Origin of the sequence: Streptosporangium canum (assembly GCF_900113865.1) — a bacterium.
GTDB lineage: Bacteria > Actinomycetota > Actinomycetes > Streptosporangiales > Streptosporangiaceae > Streptosporangium > Streptosporangium canum.
Window position 1 is genome coordinate 62454 of sequence record NZ_FOQY01000007.1, and the last position, 19860, is coordinate 82313.

A 19860-nucleotide genomic window follows, 5' to 3' on the forward strand; every position below is an offset into this window, starting at 1 on the left:
CCCTTGACACTTCCCTCATGTCAAGTGAGCTTTACATCGAGCCTGGCGGGCTGCGGCCGGCGCCGAGCCGGTTCGCCCGGTTCGGCCGTAAGGGATGTGTCAATATTGGGATGGATTGTGTATATTTTCCGTCATTAGGTCTCATCTGAGGGAGGATTTATCGTGAGAGCTTTCCCGCGCGTACTGTTCGACGAGGCGCACAGCGAGTCGTGGACCATCCGGCGGGATGTGGCCGAGACGATGAATCCCGGGCATCCCGACGACAACAGCTACGTGCGGGCCGCCGGCATCCTGCGCCGCCTCGGCCACACCGTGGCCGCGCACACCGAGGGGCCGATCACCCCCGCCCTGCTGGGCCCGAACGACGTCTTCGTGATCGCGCACCCCTCGGCCGGCCGCTGGGAGCGCACCACCGGCCTGGGCAGCCCCGTCTTCCCCGTGGAGGAGCTCGACGCGGTCGAGGCCTACGTGGCCGACGGTGGCGGCCTGGTCGTCCTGGCCGAGTGCGAGCAGGAGAAGTACGGCAGCAACCTTGAGGAGCTGCTCGCCCGCTTCGGCGTTGGCGTCGAGCACACCACCGTCCAGGACCCCCGGAGCGCCCACAACGGCGTGGCCGCCTGGGTCCTGGGTTCCCCCGGCGACACCGGCGGCCAGGACCTCCTCGCCGGAGCCCGCCGCGCGTGCTTCTACCGCGCGGGCGTGCTCGTCGCCCCCGAGGACGCGACCGTCCTGTTCCGGACGTCGCCCACCGCGGACCCCGCCGGCCGGCCCCTGGCGGTGGCCGTACGGCACGGCAAGGGCCGCGTCGTGGTCCTCGCCGACTCCGACCTGTTCGGCGACGACTCCATCGGCGACTACGACCACGCCGCGCTCTGGGGCAACCTCGTCACCTGGGCCGCGCGCGTCCCCGCCCCGGCGGCCGCGAAGGAGTCGGAGGCCCGCGCCGCCTTCCGGGGACTCAAGGACGCCGTGGAGGCGCTCAAGCCCCTGCAGGCCAAGGACGGCTCGATCGAGGGCGACCGCGACCGGGCGGTGGCGCTGATCTCCGAGATCGTCGACCACGTCGACGGCCTCACACCGCGCTTCCCGCACGACGAGGCCTACCTCGCCGCGGTCGTCGCCGACTTCCGCAAGTGGGTCGAGCAGGGGCTGGGCGTGCCCGACTTCCTGGACTCGCTCAACGCCTTCCACCCCGACACCCAGCGGGTGGACGGACTGGAGCACCTGGTCGTCTTCCCGATGTACACCCAGAACGGCACCACCTTCCGCTACATCGAGGCCGTCTGGATCCGCACCGTCTGGCCCGAGTGGCTGGCCGAGCTGGAGAACACCCGCTACGACAACCCGATGTTCGTGCCGATCGCCTTCGAGGACTTCACCTCCGGCTACGACACCAACTCCGCGGTGCTCTTCCCCGAGACCGTCGCCGTCCGGGAGACCCCGTCCCGCTTCAGCTGGGGCGGCATCTTCTGCGACCGCGAGGCCGCCCGGTTCCGCGCGGTGAGCGAGGCCGCCGCCGCGACGCTCAAGCTGGCGCTGCCGCCGGACGCCGCCCGGCTGATCGAGTCGCAGGAGCTGGCCCAGGACACCTTCGTGCTCTGGGACCTGATCCACGACCGCACCCACAGCCACGGCGACCTGCCGTTCGACCCGTTCATGATCAAGCAGCGCATGCCGTACTGGCTGTACTCGCTGGAGGAGCTCCGCTGCGACCTCACCGCGTTCGGCGAGGCCGTGAAGCTGGAGCGGGAGGGCGTGCCGCACGCCCGCTACGTCCAGTTCGCGATCCTCTTCGACCGGCTCTTCCGCTTCCCGATCACCGGTGACCGGGTCCGCAACTACGACGGGCTCGGCGGCCAGCTCCTCTTCGCCTACCTGCACCGCAACGACATCGTCCGGTGGACCGACAACCGGCTGAGCGTGGACTGGAGCCGGCTCGCCGACGGCGTCGCCGACCTGCGCGCCGAGGTGGAGAAGCTCTACCGCGACGGCATCGACCGCTCCAAGCTCGCCCACTGGCTGGCCGCGCACCAGCTCGTCGCGGCCTACGTGGAGCCGCACCCCGCCTCGGTCTGGAACCGCGGCGTGGACGCGCTGCCGGTCGAGGGCTTCCCCAAGGCCGTGGTGGACGCGGTGCTGCCCGACGAGTTCCCCCTGAGCATGTTCTACGAGGCCCTGCGCCGTAAGCTCGGCGACGTCGTCGCATCCACGAAGGGGATCCGAGCATGATCATTGTTGTTGCCGGCGCGGCGGGCCCCGCGGGCCAGGCCGTCGTCCGCCGCTTCGCGGACAAGGGGCACACGGTCATCGGCGTGGACAAGTCCGGCGCCGACGGCACGCTCGCGGTCGACCTGCTCGACTTCGACGCCGTCAAGCGGCTCGCCCGCGACATCGAGGCCGAGCACGGCAGGGTGGACGGGATCGTCCACCTGGTCGGCGGCTGGCGCGGGTCCAAGACCTTCGCCGAGACCAGGCTGGAAGACTGGGACCTGCTGCACGACCTGCTGGTCCGCACCCTCCAGCACGTCACGCTCGCCTTCGAGCCGCTGCTCAAGGCGAGCGAGCGCGGCCGGTTCGCCATCGTCTCGGCCAAGGCGGCCGAGCGCCCCACCCAGGGCAACGCCGCCTACGGCACCGCCAAGGCCGCCTCCGAGGCCTGGACGCTGGCCTTCGCCGACGCCCTGGAGGGCACGAACGCCACGGCGAATATCCTGGTCGTCAAGGCGCTCGTGAACGAGGCCATGCGCGAGGCCGCCCCGGAGCGGAAGTTCCCGGGCTTCACCGACGTCGACGACCTCGCCGGGGCGATCGACGGCCTCTGGGACACCGACGCCAACGGCACCCGGCTGGACCTCACCCGCGAGTGAGCGTGACAGGCACCACGGCGGCCGGTCACCGTATCACCGGCCGCCTCGCTGAGGGGAAAGAAGTGACGGACGCGATCCGCAGGCACGACCCGCTGGTGAAGGGCTTCGCCAGCGACAACTACGCCGGGGTGCACCCGGAGATCCTCCAGGCCATCGCCCTCGCCAACGAGGGGCACCAGACCTCCTACGGCGACGACGTCTACACCGGGGCGCTGCAGGAGGTCTTCCGCGGGCACTTCGGCCCCACGGCCGAGGCGTGGCCGATGTTCAACGGCACGGGCGCCAACGTGGTCGCGCTGCGCGCGATGACCGCGCCCTGGGAGGCGGTGGTCTGCGCCGAGTCGGCGCACATCCACACCGACGAGGGCGGGGCGCCGGAGCGGTCGGCGGGGCTCAAGCTGCTGACCGTGCCCACCCCGGACGGCAAGCTCACCCCCGACCTGATCGACCGGCAGGCGTGGGGCTTCGGCGACGAGCACCGCGCCCAGCCCAAGGTCGTCTCGATCACGCAGACCACCGAGCTGGGCACGCTCTACACCCCGGCCGAGATCAAGGCGGTCTGCGACCACGCCCACCAGCTCGGCATGCTCGTCCACCTCGACGGCGCCCGCGCCACCAACGCGGCCGCCGCGCTGGACGTGCCACTGCGCGCGTTCACCACCGACGTGGGCGTGGACGTGCTGTCCTTCGGCGGCACCAAGGCCGGGCTGATGTTCGGCGAGGCCGTCGTGGTGCTCAACCCCGACGCCGTCCGCGGCCTGCGCTACCTGCGCAAGACCTCGATGCAGCTCGCCTCCAAGATGCGGTTCGTCTCGGTCCAGTTCGAGGCGCTGCTCGCGGGGGACCTGTGGCTGCGCAACGCCCGCAACGCCAACGCCATGGCCCAGCGGCTGGCCGCCGCCGTCCGGGAGATCCCCGGCGTGGAGGTCCCGCGCCCGGTGCAGGCCAACGCGGTCTTCGCGATCCTGCCGCCGGACGTGACCGAGCGCCTGCAGAAACGCTTCCGCTTCTACACCTGGAACGAGGCCACCGGCGAGGTCCGCTGGATGACGGCGTTCGACACCACCGAGGCGGACGTGGACGCCTTTGCCGCCGCCGTGGCGGAGGAGATACACTCCTGAGCATGAACAAGCACAGTCTGGGGCTGTGGCGGGCCGCCCATCGGCGGACCCGCTAGCCAGCCTCGACTGCGCAACCAGACGGCCGCCGTGAACCGGCGGCCGTTCTCCGTTTCCGGGTACGGCCCGGCGCGCGGCGGTCCCCTTCCCAGCAAGGAGTGACCATGACCAAGCGCGTCTTCTCGGCGTTCAAGCCCACCGGCCACCTCACACTCGGCAACCTCCTCGGCGCGATCCTGCCCGCCGTACGGCTCCAGGACGAGGCCGACTGCGTCTACGCGGTCGCCGACCTGCACGCCCTGACGATCAAGCACGACCCGGAGCGCCTGCGCGCCCGCACCCGCGAGGCGGCGACCCTGCTGCTCGCCTCCGGTCTGGACCGCTCACTGGTCTACATCCAGTCCCAGGTGCCCGCGCACACCGAGCTCGCCTACCTGCTGGAGAGCACCGCCTACTTCGGCGAGATGCGGCGGATGATCCAGTTCAAGGAGAAATCGGCCAACCAGGAGGAGGTCCGTCTGTCGCTGCTCACCTATCCCGCGCTGATGGCCGCCGACATCCTGCTGCACCGGGTGGACCTCGTGCCGGTGGGGGAGGACCAGCGCCAGCACGTCGAGCTCACCCGTGACCTGGCCCTGCGGTTCAACCGCCTCTACGGCGAGACGTTCACCGTGCCCGAGGCCGCGCACCCGCCGATCGCCGCCAGGGTCATGGACCTGACCGCGCCCACCTCGAAGATGGGCAAGTCCGACGGCTCGGCCGCCGGGACGGTCTACCTGCTCGACCCGCCCGCCGACATCCGCCGCAAGATCATGCGTGCGGTGACCGACTCCGACGACGAGGTCCGCTACGACCTCCAGGGGAAGCCGGGCGTCTCCAATCTCCTCACCCTGCTCGCGGTCTGTTCCGGGCAGCCGATCGAGTCGCTCTCCTACGAGGGGTACGGCGCGCTCAAGCGGGACACGGCAGAGGCCGTGGTGGAGACGCTGCGGCCGATCCAGGAGCGCCACACGGAGCTGTCGGCCGACCCCGCCGAGCTGTCGCGCCTGCTGGACGCCGGGGCCGCGCAGGCCGTCGAGCGCACCGCCGGCCTGGTGGCCGCGGCCCGCAAGGCGATCGGCCTGCCCTGAAGGAGGTCCGCTGATCCGCGGGAGGACCGCCGCGCCGGGACGGCCGGCCCCCGCGGATCAGTTCTTGTGGTTCGTCTCGTTCTCGTAGGCGGTGAGCTGCTGTTCGAGGGCCTTCATCAGCTCGAACACCTGGCTCGGGGGGATCCGGATCCGGCTGACGATCCGGGTCGGCACACTGACGAAGTGCTGTCCCGAGGAGGGGTCGTTGGCGAGCTGGGGTGGTCTGGTGATCACCGCGAAGTCCAGGACGAAGCCATCCTGGGTGTGCCAGACGGAGGCGAAGTTGGCGTACTGCCCCGCTTCGACCTCGGCGGAGATGCTCACCTCCAGGCGGTTCTCCGGCTCGTCGTTCACCATGATCTTCTGTCTCCTCCGGCCAGGTTGGCTCCATGCTGCCCTGGCCGGAAACCGGCAGTGCAGGGACGCGCCGACGCTATCTAAGGATGGAAGGCAGCGGTTGGGCGCCGCGCTGCCTCAGCATGTCGGTCATCAGTTTGATCTCACCCGCCTGACCGTTGACGATGTGCCCGGCCATCGTGGCCACCTCGTCGCGGTCCGACAGTTTCAACAGTGCCTGACTCATCTGCACACCGCCCTCATGGTGGCGGATCATGAGTTGCAGGAAGAGGATCTCCTGCTCCTTGCCGGCGGCCTCGCGGAGCCTTTTGAGCTCCTCCTCGCCGGCCATGCCGGGCATCGCGGCAGAGGTCCGGGCCGTTCCGTCGTGGCCGTGACCGGCCATCCACGCCATCGCCGGCCGCTCGCTGGACTGGTTCAGCCCCCACTGCTGCAGCCAGCCGCTGAACATCCCGCGCTGGGCGGTCTGCGTGACGATGATGTCGTAGCCGAGCCGCCGCAGTGCCTCGTCCTGGCTGCCGTCCCTGGCGATGAAGGACATCTCGACGGCCTGGGCGTGGTGGACGGACATGTCGCGGGCGAATCCCGCCTCGGCCGAGGCGTCGGTCGGGGCCGTGGTCCTGCCGACGACCAGCAGCAGGACCGCTGCCACGACCAGACAGCCGAGCAGCACGCCGAGCGCCACGCGGCGCCTCGTCTTCGGGGGTTTCTGGGCAGGGGTCTCCATCGCCTGCCCAGACTACCCACTGTCGGCAATCGTCGGTGTATCACGCATTGTGATTCGCTTATCCTCCACACACGCCGGTAGGGCATAGTGTGACCCGAAATTGGTGGCCGGCTGGAGGGTCGATGACGAAGGAAAAGGCGCAGGCGAGACGGGAACACATCGCCCGGATGCGTCAGGAACAGAAGCGTAAGGAGCGCAGGACCGCGTTCCTCATGTGGGGCGCCGGCGGCGCCGTCATCGTCCTGCTCGCCGGGCTGGTCGGCTTCTACCTGATCAACGAACGCGCGACCAGTTCGCTGGACGCCGTCACCAGTGCGAAGTACCCGGGAGGCGCGCACGTCGAGACCCAGGTCAGCTACAAGGAGACCCCGCCGCTCGGCGGCGAGCACAATTCGGCCTGGCAGACCTGCGGCGTCTACGACAAGCCGGTCAACAGCGAGAACGCCGTCCACTCGATGGAGCACGGCGCCGTGTGGATCACCTACCAGCCGGACCTGCCCAAGGACCAGGTGGAGACGCTGAAGAAGCTGGCCTCCAAGGAGTACATGCTCCTGAGCCCCTTCCCCGGCCTGCCCGCCAAGGTCGTGGCCAGCTCCTGGAACAAGCAGCTCAAGGTGGACAGCGCCGACGACCCGCGCCTGGCCAAGTACATCGCCAAGTACAGGAACAACAGCGCCGAGACCCCCGAGTTCGGCGCCTCCTGCGACAGGGGCGTGGACACCACCACCGCCGAGGCCCCGATCCCGACGGCCGCTCCCACGGCGGCTCCGAGCAGCAGCGCCTCCACCGCTCCCGAGCCGTCCACGGCCCCGGACGCGACCTCGTCGCCCAGCGCCTCGCCGAGCTCCTGACGTCACCGGTACGGTCCGCGCCCGGCGCGGGCCGTACCGGCCGGGGCGCTCCCTAGACCAGCACCCGCTCCAGGGGCATCGCCTCCAGCCCGTGAGCCTCGGCCACGGGCTGGTTGGTCAGATGCCCCTCGTGCGTGTTCAGGCCGGCGGCCAGCGCCGGGTCGCTCCTCAGCGCCTCGCGCCAGCCCAGGTCGGCGATCGCCAGGGCGTAGGGCAGGGTCACGTTGGTCAGCGCGTAGGTCGAGGTGTGCGGGACCGCGCCCGGCATGTTGGCCACGCAGTAGAAGATCGAGTCGTGCACCCGGTAGGTCGGCGCGTCGTGGGTCGTCGGCCGGGAGTCCTCGAAGCAGCCGCCCTGGTCGATGGAGATGTCGACCAGGACGGAACCCGGCCGCATCCGCGAGACCAGCTCGTTGCTGACCAGCTTGGGCGCCTTCGCGCCGGGCACCAGCACCGCGCCGATGACCAGGTCGGCGGCCAGGACCGCGCGCTCGACCTCGTAGCTGTTCGAGGCGACCGTCTGGCAGTGGCCCTGGTAGATGATGTCGGCCTGGCGGAGCCGGTCGATGTTCTTGTCCAGCAGCACCACCTCGGCCTGCATGCCCAGCGCGATGACCGCGGCGTTCATGCCGGACACCCCGGCGCCGATCACCACCACGTTCGCCGCGTGCACGCCCGACACCCCGCCCATGAGCACGCCGCGCCCGCCTTCGGGCCGCATCAGGTGGTAGGCCCCCACCTGCGGGGCGAGCCGTCCGGCCACCTCCGACATCGGGGCCAGCAGCGGCAGGGAGCCGTTCGCGCTCTGCACGGTCTCGTAGGCGACGCCGGTGACGCCGGATTCGAGCATGGCGCGGGTGCACTCCTCGGACGCGGCCAGGTGCAGGTAGGTGAACAGCACCTGCCCCTTGCGCATCCGGTGGTATTCCTCGGCGACCGGCTCCTTCACCTTCAGGACCAGGTCGCCCTCGGCCCACACGTCGTCCGCCGAGTCCAGGATCATCGCGCCCACGCTCCGGAAGTCGGAGTCGGGGATCGAGGATCCGGTGCCGGCGTCTCTCTCGACGAAGACCTGATGGCCGTGCCTGACGAACTCATGGGCTCCCGCGGGAGTGAGGGCCACCCGGTATTCGTGGTTCTTGACCTCGCGGGGAACTGCGATCTTCACGGCTCCTCCAGGATTCGCGCCTGTGTCTTCTTCACTCTGCGTTCCCCGGAAAAGGACCACCATGTGCAAGATGGAAAGAATCGACCATCGATGATGACGGACTGTCAAGCTCTGTGAATCATTGGGTTTCCGGGGCCGGCTTTACTGTCCGGTTACCCGGTCCTTTCGCTGATCGGTAGGCTCGCCGCGAGCAAATGCGAGGGATACGGGAGATGACGATGGAGACGCACGCGGGTCCGGGTGATCCGCCGGTGCCGCAGGGACCTCCACCCGGGTCTCACGGACATCTTCCGGGTGCCTCCGGCGCCCCGGCCGGGCGGCACGCCGCCCCCGGGCCCCCGGGCCCCCCGGCGGGGTCACCCGGCTCCCCGACGGAGCCGCACCTCACCGCCGGGCCCCCGAGTTCCCCGACGGAGCCGCACCTCACCGCCGGGCCCCCGGATTCCCCGACGGAGCCGTACGGCGCTCCGGGTGGGGCTGGAACCCCGGGCGGGCCACATGGCCCCGCGGGGCCGCCCGGGGTTCCAGCCGGGCCTCACGGGGGTCACGGGCCGGCCGGGCCTCAGGGGCCCACGCCGCCCGGCTCTCCCCCGGGCCCGCAGGGGCCGCGGCAGGGGGGCGGTCCCGGCGGGGGCGCGCCGGGCGACCCGAGGGCGAGCAGGGTCACCACCGTCGTCCTGATCGCCGCCCTGGTCGTCGTCGTGCTGACCACCGGCGTGCTCGGCACCCTCGCGGTGCTCATGACCAGGAACCCCGACATGCCGCTCGGCGCGCCGCCTCCCCGCCGCCTGTCGGTCCCCATCCACTTCGCCCCGGTGACCGGCTCGCAGTCCGGCCCCTGCGCGACCCCCGAGGGCGTGCCCGACGACACGGGGCAGACCTGCTACACCCTCGCCGGGGGAGTAAGCGTGACCGCCGTACACAAGATCGAGACGGTCCTGGAGAAGAGCGGCGCCTACTCGGTCAGGATCGCGTTCGCCCCCGCGTTCCGCGACCAGATCAACGACCTGACCCAGGAGGCGGTCAAGCAGCAGATCGCGATCGTGGTGGGGGAGAAGGTGGTGGCGGCGCCCCGCGTCGCCCAGGTGATCACCGAGGACAGCCTCAGCATCGCGGGCTCCTTCACCAAGGAGCAGGCGGACGCCATGGTCGCCCGGCTGCGCGGCGCGGTGGGCGCCGTGACGCCGTCGCCCGGCCAGTCCCCGCAGGTCCCGGTCTCCCCGCCCACGGCCTCCGACCAGCCCGTGCCCCCGCCGGCCACGACCGGCACGACCCCACCGGGGACGGCCCCCACCGGCACCGCCCCTACCGGCACGGACACGACGGGGACGGCCGCGACGACCGGGACCACGACGACCGGGACCACGACGGCCGCCACGACGCCCCCCGCCCCGACCCTCGCGCCCACGGCGGCGGCCCGCGGCGGGCAGGACGGCGAGGACGGGGGCGACCCCCGGTACTCCGACTGCAAGGCCGCGGCCAAGGAGGGCTACGGGCCCTACTACCGGGAGAGCCACAAGGAGTACAAGTGGTACATCGACAAGGACAATGACGGCGTCGCCTGCGACTCCGACGACATGGTCTAGCCGATCAGCACCCGGATGCCCTCGATGGCGAAGTAGGCCGCGAAGACCAGGGTGACCACCCACAGCAGCCACGGGATCCGCCGGGCCTGGCCGGTCGCCGCCTGGATGACGGTGTAGCTGATCACGCCGGCGCCGACGCCGTTGGTGATGCTGTAGGTGAACGGCATCATGACGATCGTCAGGAAGGCCGGGATGGCCAGGGTCAGGTCCTCCCAGGGCACGTTCCTGGCCTGCGTCATCATCAGCGCGCCCACCAGCACCAGCGCGGGGGCCGCCGCGGCGGCCGGGACGACCGTGGCCAGCGGGGTGAAGAACAGGGTCAGCACGAACATGCCGCCGGTGACCAGGGCGGCCAGGCCGGTCCTGGCGCCCTCGCCGACACCGGCCGCCGACTCCACGAAGACCGTGTTGGCCGAGGCGCTGGAGAGCCCGCCGATCGCCCCGGCCACGCCGTCGACGGTCAGGATGGCCCCCAGCCGGGGCACCCGGCCCTCGGCGTCCACCATGCCCGCCTCGTCGCTCACCCCGATGATCGTGCCCATCGCGTCGAAGAACCCGGACAGCACCAGCGTGAACAGCACGACCGTCGCGGTCACCGCCCCGGCGCGGGCGAACCCGCCGAACACGTCCACCTGGCCGATCAGCCCGGTGTCCGGCAGCGCCACCACCGCCTCCGGCAGCCGGGGCACCACGACGCCCCAGGCCGCCGGGTCGACCCTCGCGACCGAGTTGACCACGATCGCCAGCACGGCGGTGACCACGATGCCGATCAGGATGGCCCCCCGGGTCTTGCGCACGAACAGCACGATCACCAGCAGCAGGCCGAAGCAGAACAGCGCCACCGGCCAGCCGGTCAGGTGGCCGGTCCTGCCGAGCTGCACCGGCGTCCCCGTCCCCCTCGCGACGAACCCGGCGTCCACCAGCCCGATCAGCGTGATGAACATCCCGATGCCCACGCTGATCGCGTGCTTGAGCGCCAGGGGGATGGAGTTCATGATGAGCCGCCGCACCCCGGAGACCGCCAGCACCACGATCACCAGGCCTTCCAGCACGACCAGTCCCATCGCCTGCGCCCAGGTCATGAACGGCGCGGCCTGGTAGGCGACCACCGCGTTCAGCCCCAGCCCCGCCGCGACGCCGAACGGCGCGTTGCCCACCAGCCCCATCAGGATCGTGCTCACCGCCGCCGCGATGATGGTCGCCGCGGTGAGCTGCGGGATCGACAGCTTCGCGCCGGTGACGTCGACGGCCCCGCCCAGGATGATCGGGTTCAGCAGGATGATGTAGGCCATCGCCATGAACGTGGTGAGACCGCCCCGGACCTCCTGGCCGACGGTCGAACCGCGTGCCGACAGCTCGAAGAACCGATCGAACCGATCCATAACTCCCCCCTCGCGCAGGGGGACGATCGGTTCCTACCCGTTCGGCACGATGTCATGGGGGCGGATGGGCACCCGTGACAGGGGCAGGCCGGTGGCGGCCCGTACGGCGGCGGCCACGGCGGGGGTGGACGACAGCGTGGGAGGCTCACCCGCGCCGCGCAGGCCGTATGGGGCGTGCGGGTCGGGGTTCTCCAGGATCGACACGCGCATCGGCGGCATGTCGAGGATGGTGGGGATCAGGTAGTCGGTGAAGGAGGGGTTGAGCACCCGCCCGCCGGCGACCTGGATCTCCTCCATCAGCGCCAGCCCCAGCCCCTGCGCCGAGCCGCCGTGGATCTGCCCCTCCAGCGCGGACAGGTTCATGATCTTCCCCACGTCCTGCACGGCCGCCAGCTCCACCACCTTGATCAGGCCGAGCTCCACGTCCACGTCGACCACGGCGCGGTGCACGCACAGCGCGAGCTGGGTGTGGGAGTCGCCCTGCCCCGTGACGGGGTCCATCGGGAAGGTCGGCCGGTGCCGGTACTCCCGGGTCTCCTCGATCGCCCCGGCCCGCTCCAGCGCCTCCACCAGCGACGATCCGTCGGCCCGCAGCTCGTCCAGCCGCTCCCGTACGGCCTCGCAGGCGGCCTTGACCGCGCCGCCCGTGACGTACGACTGGCGGGAGGCCGAGGAGGACCCGGCCGAGCCGACCGAGGTGTCGGCCTGGGCGACCGTCACCCTGTCGACGCCCAGCTCGGTGCGGGCGATCTGCTCCTGGATCGTCACCAGGCCCTGACCGACCTCCGCCGCCGCGGTGTGCACGAGGACGTGCGGCTCGCCGCCGAGCAGCTCGATCCTGACCCGGGCGGTGGAGTAGTCGTCGAAGCCCTCGGAGAAGCAGATGTTCTTGATGCCGACGCCGTACCCGACGCCCCGCCGCACCCCCTCGCCGTGGGTGGTCTGCGACACGCCGCCGGGCATGTCCAGCAGGTCCGGCCCGGCGGCCTCGGGCAGCGGCATGGCCGCCAGCTCGCGGAGCATGTCGGCCAGCGGCGCGGGGCTGTCGATCATCTGCCCGGTGGCCAGCGTGGAGCCCTGGGAGACCGCGTTGCGGACGCGGACCTCGACCGGGGAGATGCCGCACGCCTCGGCCAGCCTGTCCATCTGCGACTCGTACGCGTAGCAGGCCTGCACCGCGCCGAAGCCGCGCATGGCCCCGCAGGGCGGGTTGTTGGTGTAGACGCCGTAGGCGTCGATCCGGACGTTGCCCACCTCGTACGGGCCCACCCCGAGGGAGGCGGCGTTGCCGACCACGGCGGGGGAGGAGGAGCAGTACGCGCCGCCGTCGAGCAGGATCTCCGCCTTGACGTAGAGCAGTTTCCCGTCGGAGGTCGCACCGTGCTCGTAGCGCATCCAGGCCGGATGCCGGTGCACGTGGCCGAAGAACGACTCCTCGCGGTTGTAGACCATCTTCACGGGACGGCCGGTGCGCAGCGCCAGCATGCACGCGTGGACCTGCATGGACAGGTCCTCGCGGGCGCCGAACGCGCCGCCCACCCCGGCCAGCGACAGCCGTACCAGCTCGGGGGGGAGCCCGAGGCAGGGCGCGATCTGGTCGCGGTCCACGTGCAGCCACTGGGTGGCGACGAACAGGTCCACCCCGCCGTCCTCGGCCGGTACGGCCAGGCCGGACTCCGGGCCGAGGAAGGCCTGGTCCTGCATGCCCACCTCGTACTCCCCGGTGACCACCACGGGCGCCTCGAAGTCGGAGCCGACCCGGACCGGCTGGTGGCGCAGCACGTTGCCGTGGTCGTGGACCGTCGGGCAGGAGGGGTCGAAGGCGGCCCGGCGCGGATCGACGACCGCCTCGCGGACCTCGTACTCCACGACGATCGCCTCGGCCGCCCGCCTGGCCCGCTCGGGATGGTCGGCGGCCACCAGCGCGACCGGCTCCCCCTGGTAGCGGACCTGGTCGACGGCCAGCACCGGCTGGTGTCTGTGCTCCAGGCCGTAGAACTTCTCGCCCGGCACGTCCTCGTGGGTGAGCACCGCCAGCACGCCCGGCATGGCCAGCGCGGGACCGATGTCGACCGAGCGGATCCAGGCGGACGGGTGCGGGCTGCGCAGGGTCGCCCCCCAGACCATGTCCGCGAGGTACAGATCGGAGGAGTAGGCGAACTCGCCCGTCACCTTCAGCGTCCCGTCGGGGCGCGGGACGCTCGCGCCGACGCCCTGACTCCGGTCCTGCCGAGTCTCGATGCCGCTCACTACAGCAGTACATCAGCCCAGGTCAGGAGTGAACATGGCGGACGCGACGAAACGCTGGAGGGGGCTGTTGACGGCTCTTGTAGTTTTATCCAATTATGCGGATACGTGACCTGGTCGGGATAGCGGAGCTCAGGCTCACCCTGCTGGCGGGCGAGGAGCACCTGGACCGCGACTTCACCGGCGTGCAGATCACCGATCTGCCCGATCCCGGGCGCTACCTGTCCGGCGGGGAGCTGGTGCTGTCCGGCCTCATGTGGCGCAACGGGCCCGAGGACTCCGAACGGTTCGTGGGCCGCCTGGCCGAGGCCGGGGTGGCCGCGCTCGGCGCCGGCAGCGCCTGGCTGGGCACGGTGCCCGACGACCTCGTCCGGGCGTGCCGCGCGTACGGCCTGCCGCTGCTGGCGGTGCCCGTCGAGGTCTCCTTCCGGACGGTCGCGGAGATGGTCACCCCCCGGCACGCGGAGCTGCGCGACGCCCTCGGCCGCCACCGCAGGATCGTCGCGGCGGTCGCCGAGGGCGCCGGCCTGCCGGAGCTGTTCGCGCTGATGGACGAGGAGCTCGCGATGGCGGGCGCGGTCGTCTCCGCCACCGGCGCGCTCATCGCCGGCGCCCTGGACCGGGCGGACGCCGTACGGCTGGCGCACGAGTATCTGAGCGCCCCCCGGTTGCCGCATGCGGTCCGCGCCCCCTCGGGGACCTTCACCCTCTTCGGCGTGGGCCGCGAGCACCGCGCCGCGGGCTGGGCCCTGGTCTGCGGGGGCGACCTGCTCGGCGAGGCCGACCTCGGCTTCGAGCTGGCGGCCTGCGTCGCGCTGGAACGGACGAGGATGGAGGAGGGCAGGCGGGTCGAGCGCCGCCTCGCCGAGCAGCTGATCGCGCTGGCCCGCTCGGCGGGGAGCGATCCGGCCGAGCTCAACGCCGGCCTGCGGACCTGCGGGATCGGCCCGGCGGAGCCGTACTCCGTGGTGAACGCGACCGTCGCCCGGCCCGGGGCGACCCGGGGGCCGGACCCGGCCAGGCTCGGCGGCCAGGTTCTGGAGGAGCTGCTGCGCCCCCGGGTGGTGGCCGCGGCGGGGGCGGACGGGGCGGTGGCGCTGGTGCCGCTGGGCGGCACCGCGGGCGAGCTGGCCGAGACGCTGCGGGCGGGCGCGCGGGCGCTGGCGGCCGGGCTGCCCGGGATCCGGGTGTCGATCGGGGTGAGCGCCGCGCTGACCGGACCGTCGGCGATCCGGGGCGGCGCGGAGGAGGCGGGTCACGCGCGGCGGCTGGCGGAGGCGCGCGGCGGGGCAGTCGTGACCAGTGACGAGATCTACACGCACGCGCTGCTGCTGGCCACCGTCCCCGACGACGTGCGGCGGTCGTTCGCGGCCAGGACGCTGGATCCGCTGTTCGACTACGACCGGCGCCACAACTCCGACCTGGTGCGGACGCTCGGCACGTTCCTCGACTGTGTGGGCTCGTGGAACGCCTGTGCCGAACGCCTGCACGTCCATGTCAACACGGTCCGCTACCGCATCCGCCGGGTGGAGGAGCTCACCGGACGGGACCTGTCCGCGATGGCGGACCGGGTCGACCTGTTCCTCGCCCTGCGAGCGAACTGATCCTTCGGTTAGTCCGGGTGGTTCCAGCCCAGGGTCTGCATCGTGTACCACTCTGAAGAATACTCAGAGGCGGCCTCTGAGGGGGCAGACGAATCAGCGCTTGCGGTCGTAGCATTACCGGTGACGGCAAAAGCGGCCGTAAATAGCATGGCGAGGGCGGACAAGGCGAGACGTCGGCGCACGGGGAGACTCCTGTCGTAGGTTCTGCTGCTCGAATGACATCTTTCAAGGGGTAACGTGACTGGTCAAGACTTGGTCGGGCAGCGCATCAAGACCGTCCGCCGGCAACGGGGCCTTTCCCAGGCGCAGCTGGCGCATCCAGAACTTTCGGACAGTTACGTGTCGCTCATCGAGAGCGGCAAGCGCACTCCGACCCCTTCCGTGCTGGAGCTCCTGGCCGAAAAGCTCGACTGTTCCCTCACCTATCTGATCAACGGCGTGACGGCCGAGCAGATGCAGGAGATCGAGCTCGCGCTGAGCTACGCCCGGCTGGCCATGGACAACGGCGAGGTCGCCGAGGCCCGCACCCGCTACGCCGAGCTCCTCGCCGACAACGGCCTGGCGGGCCTGCCCCAGCTCAGGCAGGACGCCGAGTACGGCCTGGCGCTGGCGACCGAGGCCTGCGGCGACCTGGACGAGGCGATCGTCCTGCTCAACACGCTCCGCCGGAACGAGGCCGCGCTGATGGCCCCCGAGCGTCACATCGCGGTCGCCGTCGCGCTCTCGCGATGCTACCGCGAGCAGGGCGACCTGGCCCAGGCGGTGCGCGTCCCCGAGCAGATCATCGGCGGGGCGGTCCGGCCCGCCTGGACCGACGACCTGATGAGGCTGGGCGCCCAACTCCTCGCCGCCTACGTCGAGCGCGGCGACCTGCTCCGGGCCCGTCAGTTCTCGGCCGAGGTGCTCGCCGCCGCCGACCTCCTCGGCTCGCCGCAGTCGCTCACCCTGGCACACTGGGGCGCCGCGATCGTCGCCGTCGAGTCCGGCCACTCCGATGAGGCCGTCACCCACGTCGAGCGCGCCATCGCCATCCAGTCCGAGTACGGCGACCCCCGCCGGCTGGCCCGCCTGCGCGGCGACTACGCCCAGGTGCTGCTGACCGTGCGCCCCATGGAGGCGGAGGCCTGGCGCGACGTGCTGCTCAAGGTGGAGTCCGAGCTGGTCGAGACCTCCGCCAACCCGATGGACAAGATGCGCTGCGCGATGAACCTCGCCCGGGTGGAGCTGCTGCTCTCCCAGTCCGAGCGCGCCGGCGAGCACATGCGCGCCGTCTGCGACCTGCTCGACGGCATGCCGCAGGTCCTGCAGGCCGAGGCCCGGCTGCTGCACGGCGAGACCCTCGCCGAGCTCGGCAGGCAGGACAAGGCCATACAGGAGCTGCTGGCCGGGGCGGAGTGCCTGGAGCGGTCGCCGATCACCCGCTACACGGCCCACGCGTGGCTGACCGCCGCGCGGATCCTGGAGCGCATCGACGAGCCGGCCCGGAGCGTGGACGCCTACCAGCGGGCACTGGCCTGCGTGGGACTCTAGACCGGGACGGGGAGGTCAGGACCGCGTGATGGCGTCGGTAGCCTTGGGATTGCCATGAAGACTTCCCCTGTCGCGGTCGTTCTCGCGCTCATCGCCGCCCTCGTCCTCGGCACGGCCTTCGCCTCGCCCGCCCTCGCCCACGACACGCTCAAGAGCAGTGATCCTGCCAAGGGCGCCAAGGTCGAGAGCCTCGAGCAGGTGAAGCTGACGTTCAGCGCCTCGGTGCGCTTCCCGAACGTCGTCGTGCACACCACGGACAACGTCGCCCACCAGGACGGCAAGCCCGCCGTCGACGGTGCGGTGGTGACCCAGCGGCTCAAGGACGACCTTCCGCCCGGTGACTACGTCATCGCCTATCGGGTGGTCTCCTCCGACGGCCATCCGATCGAAGGGGAGATCCCCTTCACCCTCGTCGGCCCGGAGACGCCCTCCGCGGCGCCGTCCGAGAGCGTCTCCGAGCCGTCGTCGTCCCCGTCGTCCCCGGCGCCCGCCGAGAGCGCGGCCCCGGCCACGGCCGTGATCAGCCCGGCCCCCGCGGCCCAGGCGGGGCAGGAGCCGGACTCCTCGGGTGGAGTGCCCGGCTGGATGTGGCTCATCGTGGGCGGCGTCACCGGCGTCGGCATCGGCCTGTTCTTCAGCATGCGCAACAAGAAGAAGCCGTGAGCGGGCAGGGGCGGGCCGCCCAGGCCGAGCGGCGGGCGGAGACGGGCCGGACGGTGAAGCTCGTGCTCGCGGGCATCGCCGCGGCCGTGGCCGGCCTGGTGATCGCCATGATCGCCGGAGGAAGCGCGAGCCCGCGCATCATCCCCGGCCTGCCCGACGAGGGCGCGCTCACCCGCTGGGGGCTGCCGCTGTCCAAGCTGGCGATGGACGTGGCGGGCGTGCTCACCGTGGGTGTGCTGCTGGCTGCCACGGCCTTCCTCCCCAGCGACAAGGGCCTGCTCGGCAAGCCCGCCCTCGTCTACGTCAGGGCAGCCTCGTGGCTCGCGCTCGTCTGGGCGGGCGCGGCCGCCGCGACGATGGTGTTCAGCCTGTCCGACGCGCTCGGCCTGCCCGTCCTCGACGTGCTCGGCGGCAACGAGCTCACCAGCTTCGCCAGCCAGGTCTCCCAGGGCATCTCGCTCACCCTGGTGGTGCTGTTCGGGGTGGCGATCGCGCTGTTCGCCCGCGGGGCGATCACCGCCGGCGCCGCCGGCGGCCTGCTCCTGCTCGCCCTGATCACGCTGCTGCCTCCCGCGCTGACCGGGCACTCCGCCTCCTCGCCCAACCACGACCTGGCGACCACCGGCGTCGCGGTGCACCTGCTGGTCCTCGCGCTCTGGGTGGGCGGGCTCGCGGTGCTCTGCGGCCACGCGCTGCGCCGGCAGCCGCACCTGGCGGTCGCCGCCGCCCGGTTCTCCTCGATGGCGCTGTGGTGTTTCATCGGCGTGGGACTGTCGGGCCTGTTCAGCGTCCTGGCCCGGCTCACCTCGCTCTCGGAGCTCTTCACCTCCGACTACGGCCTGCTGCTGCTGGCCAAGACCGCCGCGTTCGCGGTGCTCGGCGCCATCGGCTGGTGGCACAGGAAGCGGACCCTGCCCCAGCTCGCCGCCGGCGGGCCGGGGGCCTTCGTCCGGTTCGCCTCCTGCGAGATCCTCGTCATGTTCGCGACCGTCGGGCTGGCCGTCGCGCTCTCCCGCACCGCCCCGCCTCCGGCGGTGCTGCCGGCCGACCGCGCCTTCGAACTGCTCGGCTACCCCATGCCGCCGGAGATCTCGCCGGCCAACCTGGCCTCGCTGTGGTGGCTCGACCTGTTCTCCGGCACCCTGATCGCCCTGCTCGGCGGGCTCTACCTCGCCGGAGTCGTACGGCTCGCCCGCCGCGGCGACTCCTGGCCGGTGGGCCGCACCGTCGCCTGGTTCATCGGCGTGCTGATCCTGCTCATCGCCACCCAGAGCGGCGTCTCCCGCTACGCCAAGGTGCTGTTCAGCGCCCACATGGCCGAGCACATGACGCTGTCCATGCTGGTGCCGATCTTCCTGGTGCTCGGCGCCCCCGTCACGCTGGCGCTGCGCGCGCTCAAGCCCGCCGCGCAGCGGGGCGACCGGGGGCCGCGCGAGTGGCTGACCACGATCCTGCACAGCAGGTTCGTCAGCTTCGTCGCCCACCCGGCGATCGCCACCGCGATCTTCGTCGTCTCCACCTACGCGCTGTACTTCACCCCGCTGTTCGCCGCCGCGATGGAGGAGCATCTCGGCCACATCGCCATGACGGTGCACTTCCTGATCAGCGGCTCCCTGTTCTTCTGGGTGATCATCGGGGTGGACCCGGCGCCGCACAAGCTGCCCCACTACGCCAGGTTGATGCTCCTGTTCGTCACGATGCCCTTCCACGCGTTCTTCGGCATCGCGCTGATGAGCATGGGCACCGTGCTCGCCGGTGAGTGGTACGACCAGCTCGGCCGCACCTGGGGCGTCTCCGCGCTCGCCGACCAGCGGACCGGCGGCGCCATCGCCTGGGGCTTCGGCGAGATCCCGACGCTGATCGTGCTGATCGCACTGGCCTTCCAGTGGTGGCAGGACGACGACCGCAAGGCCCGCCGCGCCGACCGCCGGGCCGACGCCCTCGCGGCCCGCACCGGCGGCACCGGAGACGCCCAGCTCGACGCCTACAACGACTACCTGGCCGAGCTCGACAAGAGGGAGCGCGCAGAGTAGCCGGACGGCTACGGCCCCCTATCTTCCATCCCCGCCCCGGGCGCCTCCGGTAGCCTGGTGGGCGGGGGTTCGGGCATCACCGCAGCGGGTGCAGCGCTTGGTCGTCGCGCGCCACGTCGAGTCAGACCTGCCGGCCGCGTGCCGTGCGGGAAGACCGGTGGTCGCCTTGTGCGTCAGGAAGGTTGATCAGTGTCCGAGGAAGTGCGCATGCGTGGCGGGCGGAGCCGGAGTCTGGCACAGGCCCTTGAGGAGCATCTCACCGAGTGGGCCGAGCGCACCGGGACCGTCGTCGAGATCTGGGCGCTGCCCGGCGGGGACGTCCCTCCCCGAGCGGCCCGGGCCGTTCTGGCCACGCTGGGTGAGGCCCTCTCCAATATCGAGCGGCACAGCCGCGCGAACATCGTCTCCGTCGCCGTGACGCTGGGCGGGGGCGGGCTGCGCATGACGGTGAGCGACGACGGCGCCGGCTTCTCCGGGCCGGCCGCGGGCCGGGGAATCGCCGCCATGCGTGCCCACTTCGCCGACCTCGGAGGCACGCTCACCGTCAACGGCGTCGTGGGCGGGGGCACCACCGTGACCGCGGCGGCACCCCGTTAG

At 71.6% G+C, this 19860-nt stretch carries 16 protein-coding genes; 11 read left to right on the forward strand and 5 right to left on the reverse strand.

Annotated features, from left to right (window positions below):
• Positions 1–162: 162 nt before the first annotated feature.
• The 4 genes from BM085_RS12665 to trpS all read left to right on the forward strand — a co-directional run bounded on the left by BM085_RS12665 (position 163) and on the right by trpS (position 5115).
• Positions 163–2229, forward strand: coding sequence for a DUF6421 family protein (locus tag BM085_RS12665; protein ID WP_093887202.1), 2067 nt, complete (start codon positions 163–165; stop codon positions 2227–2229).
• Positions 2226–2867, forward strand: coding sequence for an SDR family NAD(P)-dependent oxidoreductase (locus BM085_RS12670; protein WP_177245082.1), 642 nt, complete (start codon positions 2226–2228; stop codon positions 2865–2867). Before BM085_RS12665 ends, BM085_RS12670 begins: the two co-directional genes overlap by 4 nt.
• Positions 2868–2929: 62 nt before the next feature.
• A complete protein-coding gene (locus BM085_RS12675; RefSeq protein ID WP_177245083.1) occupies positions 2930–3988 on the forward strand; it encodes a threonine aldolase family protein in 1059 nt (352 codons plus the stop codon).
• Between the two features lie 161 nt (positions 3989–4149).
• The gene (gene trpS, locus BM085_RS12680) at positions 4150–5115 is read left to right on the forward strand and encodes a tryptophan--tRNA ligase (protein WP_093887203.1); all 966 of its coding nucleotides are present in this window, start codon (positions 4150–4152) and stop codon (positions 5113–5115) included.
• A gap of 57 nt (positions 5116–5172) precedes the next feature.
• On the opposite strand, the gene BM085_RS12685 is transcribed toward trpS, so the two are convergent.
• Positions 5173–5472: a DUF3467 domain-containing protein gene (locus tag BM085_RS12685; protein ID WP_031167651.1), complete on the reverse strand. Its 300-nt coding sequence runs from the start codon at positions 5470–5472 to the stop codon at positions 5173–5175.
• 76 nt (positions 5473–5548) lie between these two features.
• Complete coding sequence (locus BM085_RS12690; RefSeq protein WP_093887204.1) at positions 5549–6199, reverse strand: DUF305 domain-containing protein; 651 nt, start codon at positions 6197–6199, stop codon at positions 5549–5551.
• A gap of 122 nt (positions 6200–6321) precedes the next feature.
• Between BM085_RS12690 and BM085_RS12695 the strand changes: the two genes are divergently transcribed.
• Positions 6322–7050 carry a thioredoxin-like domain-containing protein gene (locus BM085_RS12695; protein WP_093887205.1) on the forward strand — a complete coding sequence of 243 codons (729 nt, stop codon included), beginning with the start codon at positions 6322–6324 and terminating at the stop codon, positions 7048–7050.
• Positions 7051–7102: 52 nt separating this feature from the next.
• Here the strand turns inward: BM085_RS12695 and ald are convergent, their stop codons facing one another.
• Positions 7103–8218, reverse strand: a complete 1116-nt coding sequence (gene ald, locus BM085_RS12700) for an alanine dehydrogenase (protein WP_093887206.1) — start codon at positions 8216–8218, stop codon at positions 7103–7105.
• A 701-nt stretch (positions 8219–8919) separates the two neighbouring features.
• On the opposite strand from ald, the gene BM085_RS42950 reads away from it, so the two are divergent.
• On the forward strand, positions 8920–9804 hold the full coding sequence (locus BM085_RS42950; protein ID WP_143120903.1) for an excalibur calcium-binding domain-containing protein: 885 nt from the start codon (positions 8920–8922) through the stop codon (positions 9802–9804).
• On the opposite strand, the gene BM085_RS12710 is transcribed toward BM085_RS42950, so the two are convergent.
• Complete coding sequence (locus BM085_RS12710) at positions 9801–11186, reverse strand: NCS2 family permease (RefSeq protein WP_093887208.1); 1386 nt, start codon at positions 11184–11186, stop codon at positions 9801–9803. The two genes, BM085_RS42950 and BM085_RS12710, sit on opposite strands and share 4 nt — an antisense overlap.
• Positions 11187–11219: 33 nt before the next feature.
• Complete coding sequence (locus tag BM085_RS12715) at positions 11220–13436, reverse strand: xanthine dehydrogenase family protein molybdopterin-binding subunit (RefSeq protein WP_093887209.1); 2217 nt, start codon at positions 13434–13436, stop codon at positions 11220–11222.
• 95 nt (positions 13437–13531) lie between these two features.
• Between BM085_RS12715 and BM085_RS12720 the strand changes: the two genes are divergently transcribed.
• The 5 genes from BM085_RS12720 to BM085_RS12740 all read left to right on the forward strand — a co-directional run bounded on the left by BM085_RS12720 (position 13532) and on the right by BM085_RS12740 (position 19860).
• Positions 13532–15037 (forward strand): PucR family transcriptional regulator, encoded by a 1506-nt coding sequence (locus BM085_RS12720; RefSeq protein WP_093887210.1) that lies wholly within the window; start codon positions 13532–13534, stop codon positions 15035–15037.
• 237 nt (positions 15038–15274) lie between these two features.
• Positions 15275–16567 (forward strand): helix-turn-helix domain-containing protein, encoded by a 1293-nt coding sequence (locus BM085_RS12725; RefSeq protein WP_093887211.1) that lies wholly within the window; start codon positions 15275–15277, stop codon positions 16565–16567.
• Between the two features lie 54 nt (positions 16568–16621).
• Positions 16622–17230, forward strand: coding sequence for a copper resistance CopC family protein (locus BM085_RS12730; protein WP_093887212.1), 609 nt, complete (start codon positions 16622–16624; stop codon positions 17228–17230).
• Positions 17227–19263 (forward strand): bifunctional copper resistance protein CopD/cytochrome c oxidase assembly protein, encoded by a 2037-nt coding sequence (locus BM085_RS12735; RefSeq protein WP_093887213.1) that lies wholly within the window; start codon positions 17227–17229, stop codon positions 19261–19263. The genes BM085_RS12730 and BM085_RS12735 overlap by 4 nt, the downstream gene beginning before the upstream one ends.
• A 189-nt stretch (positions 19264–19452) precedes the next feature.
• Positions 19453–19860 carry a sensor histidine kinase gene (locus BM085_RS12740; protein ID WP_143120904.1) on the forward strand — a complete coding sequence of 136 codons (408 nt, stop codon included), beginning with the start codon at positions 19453–19455 and terminating at the stop codon, positions 19858–19860.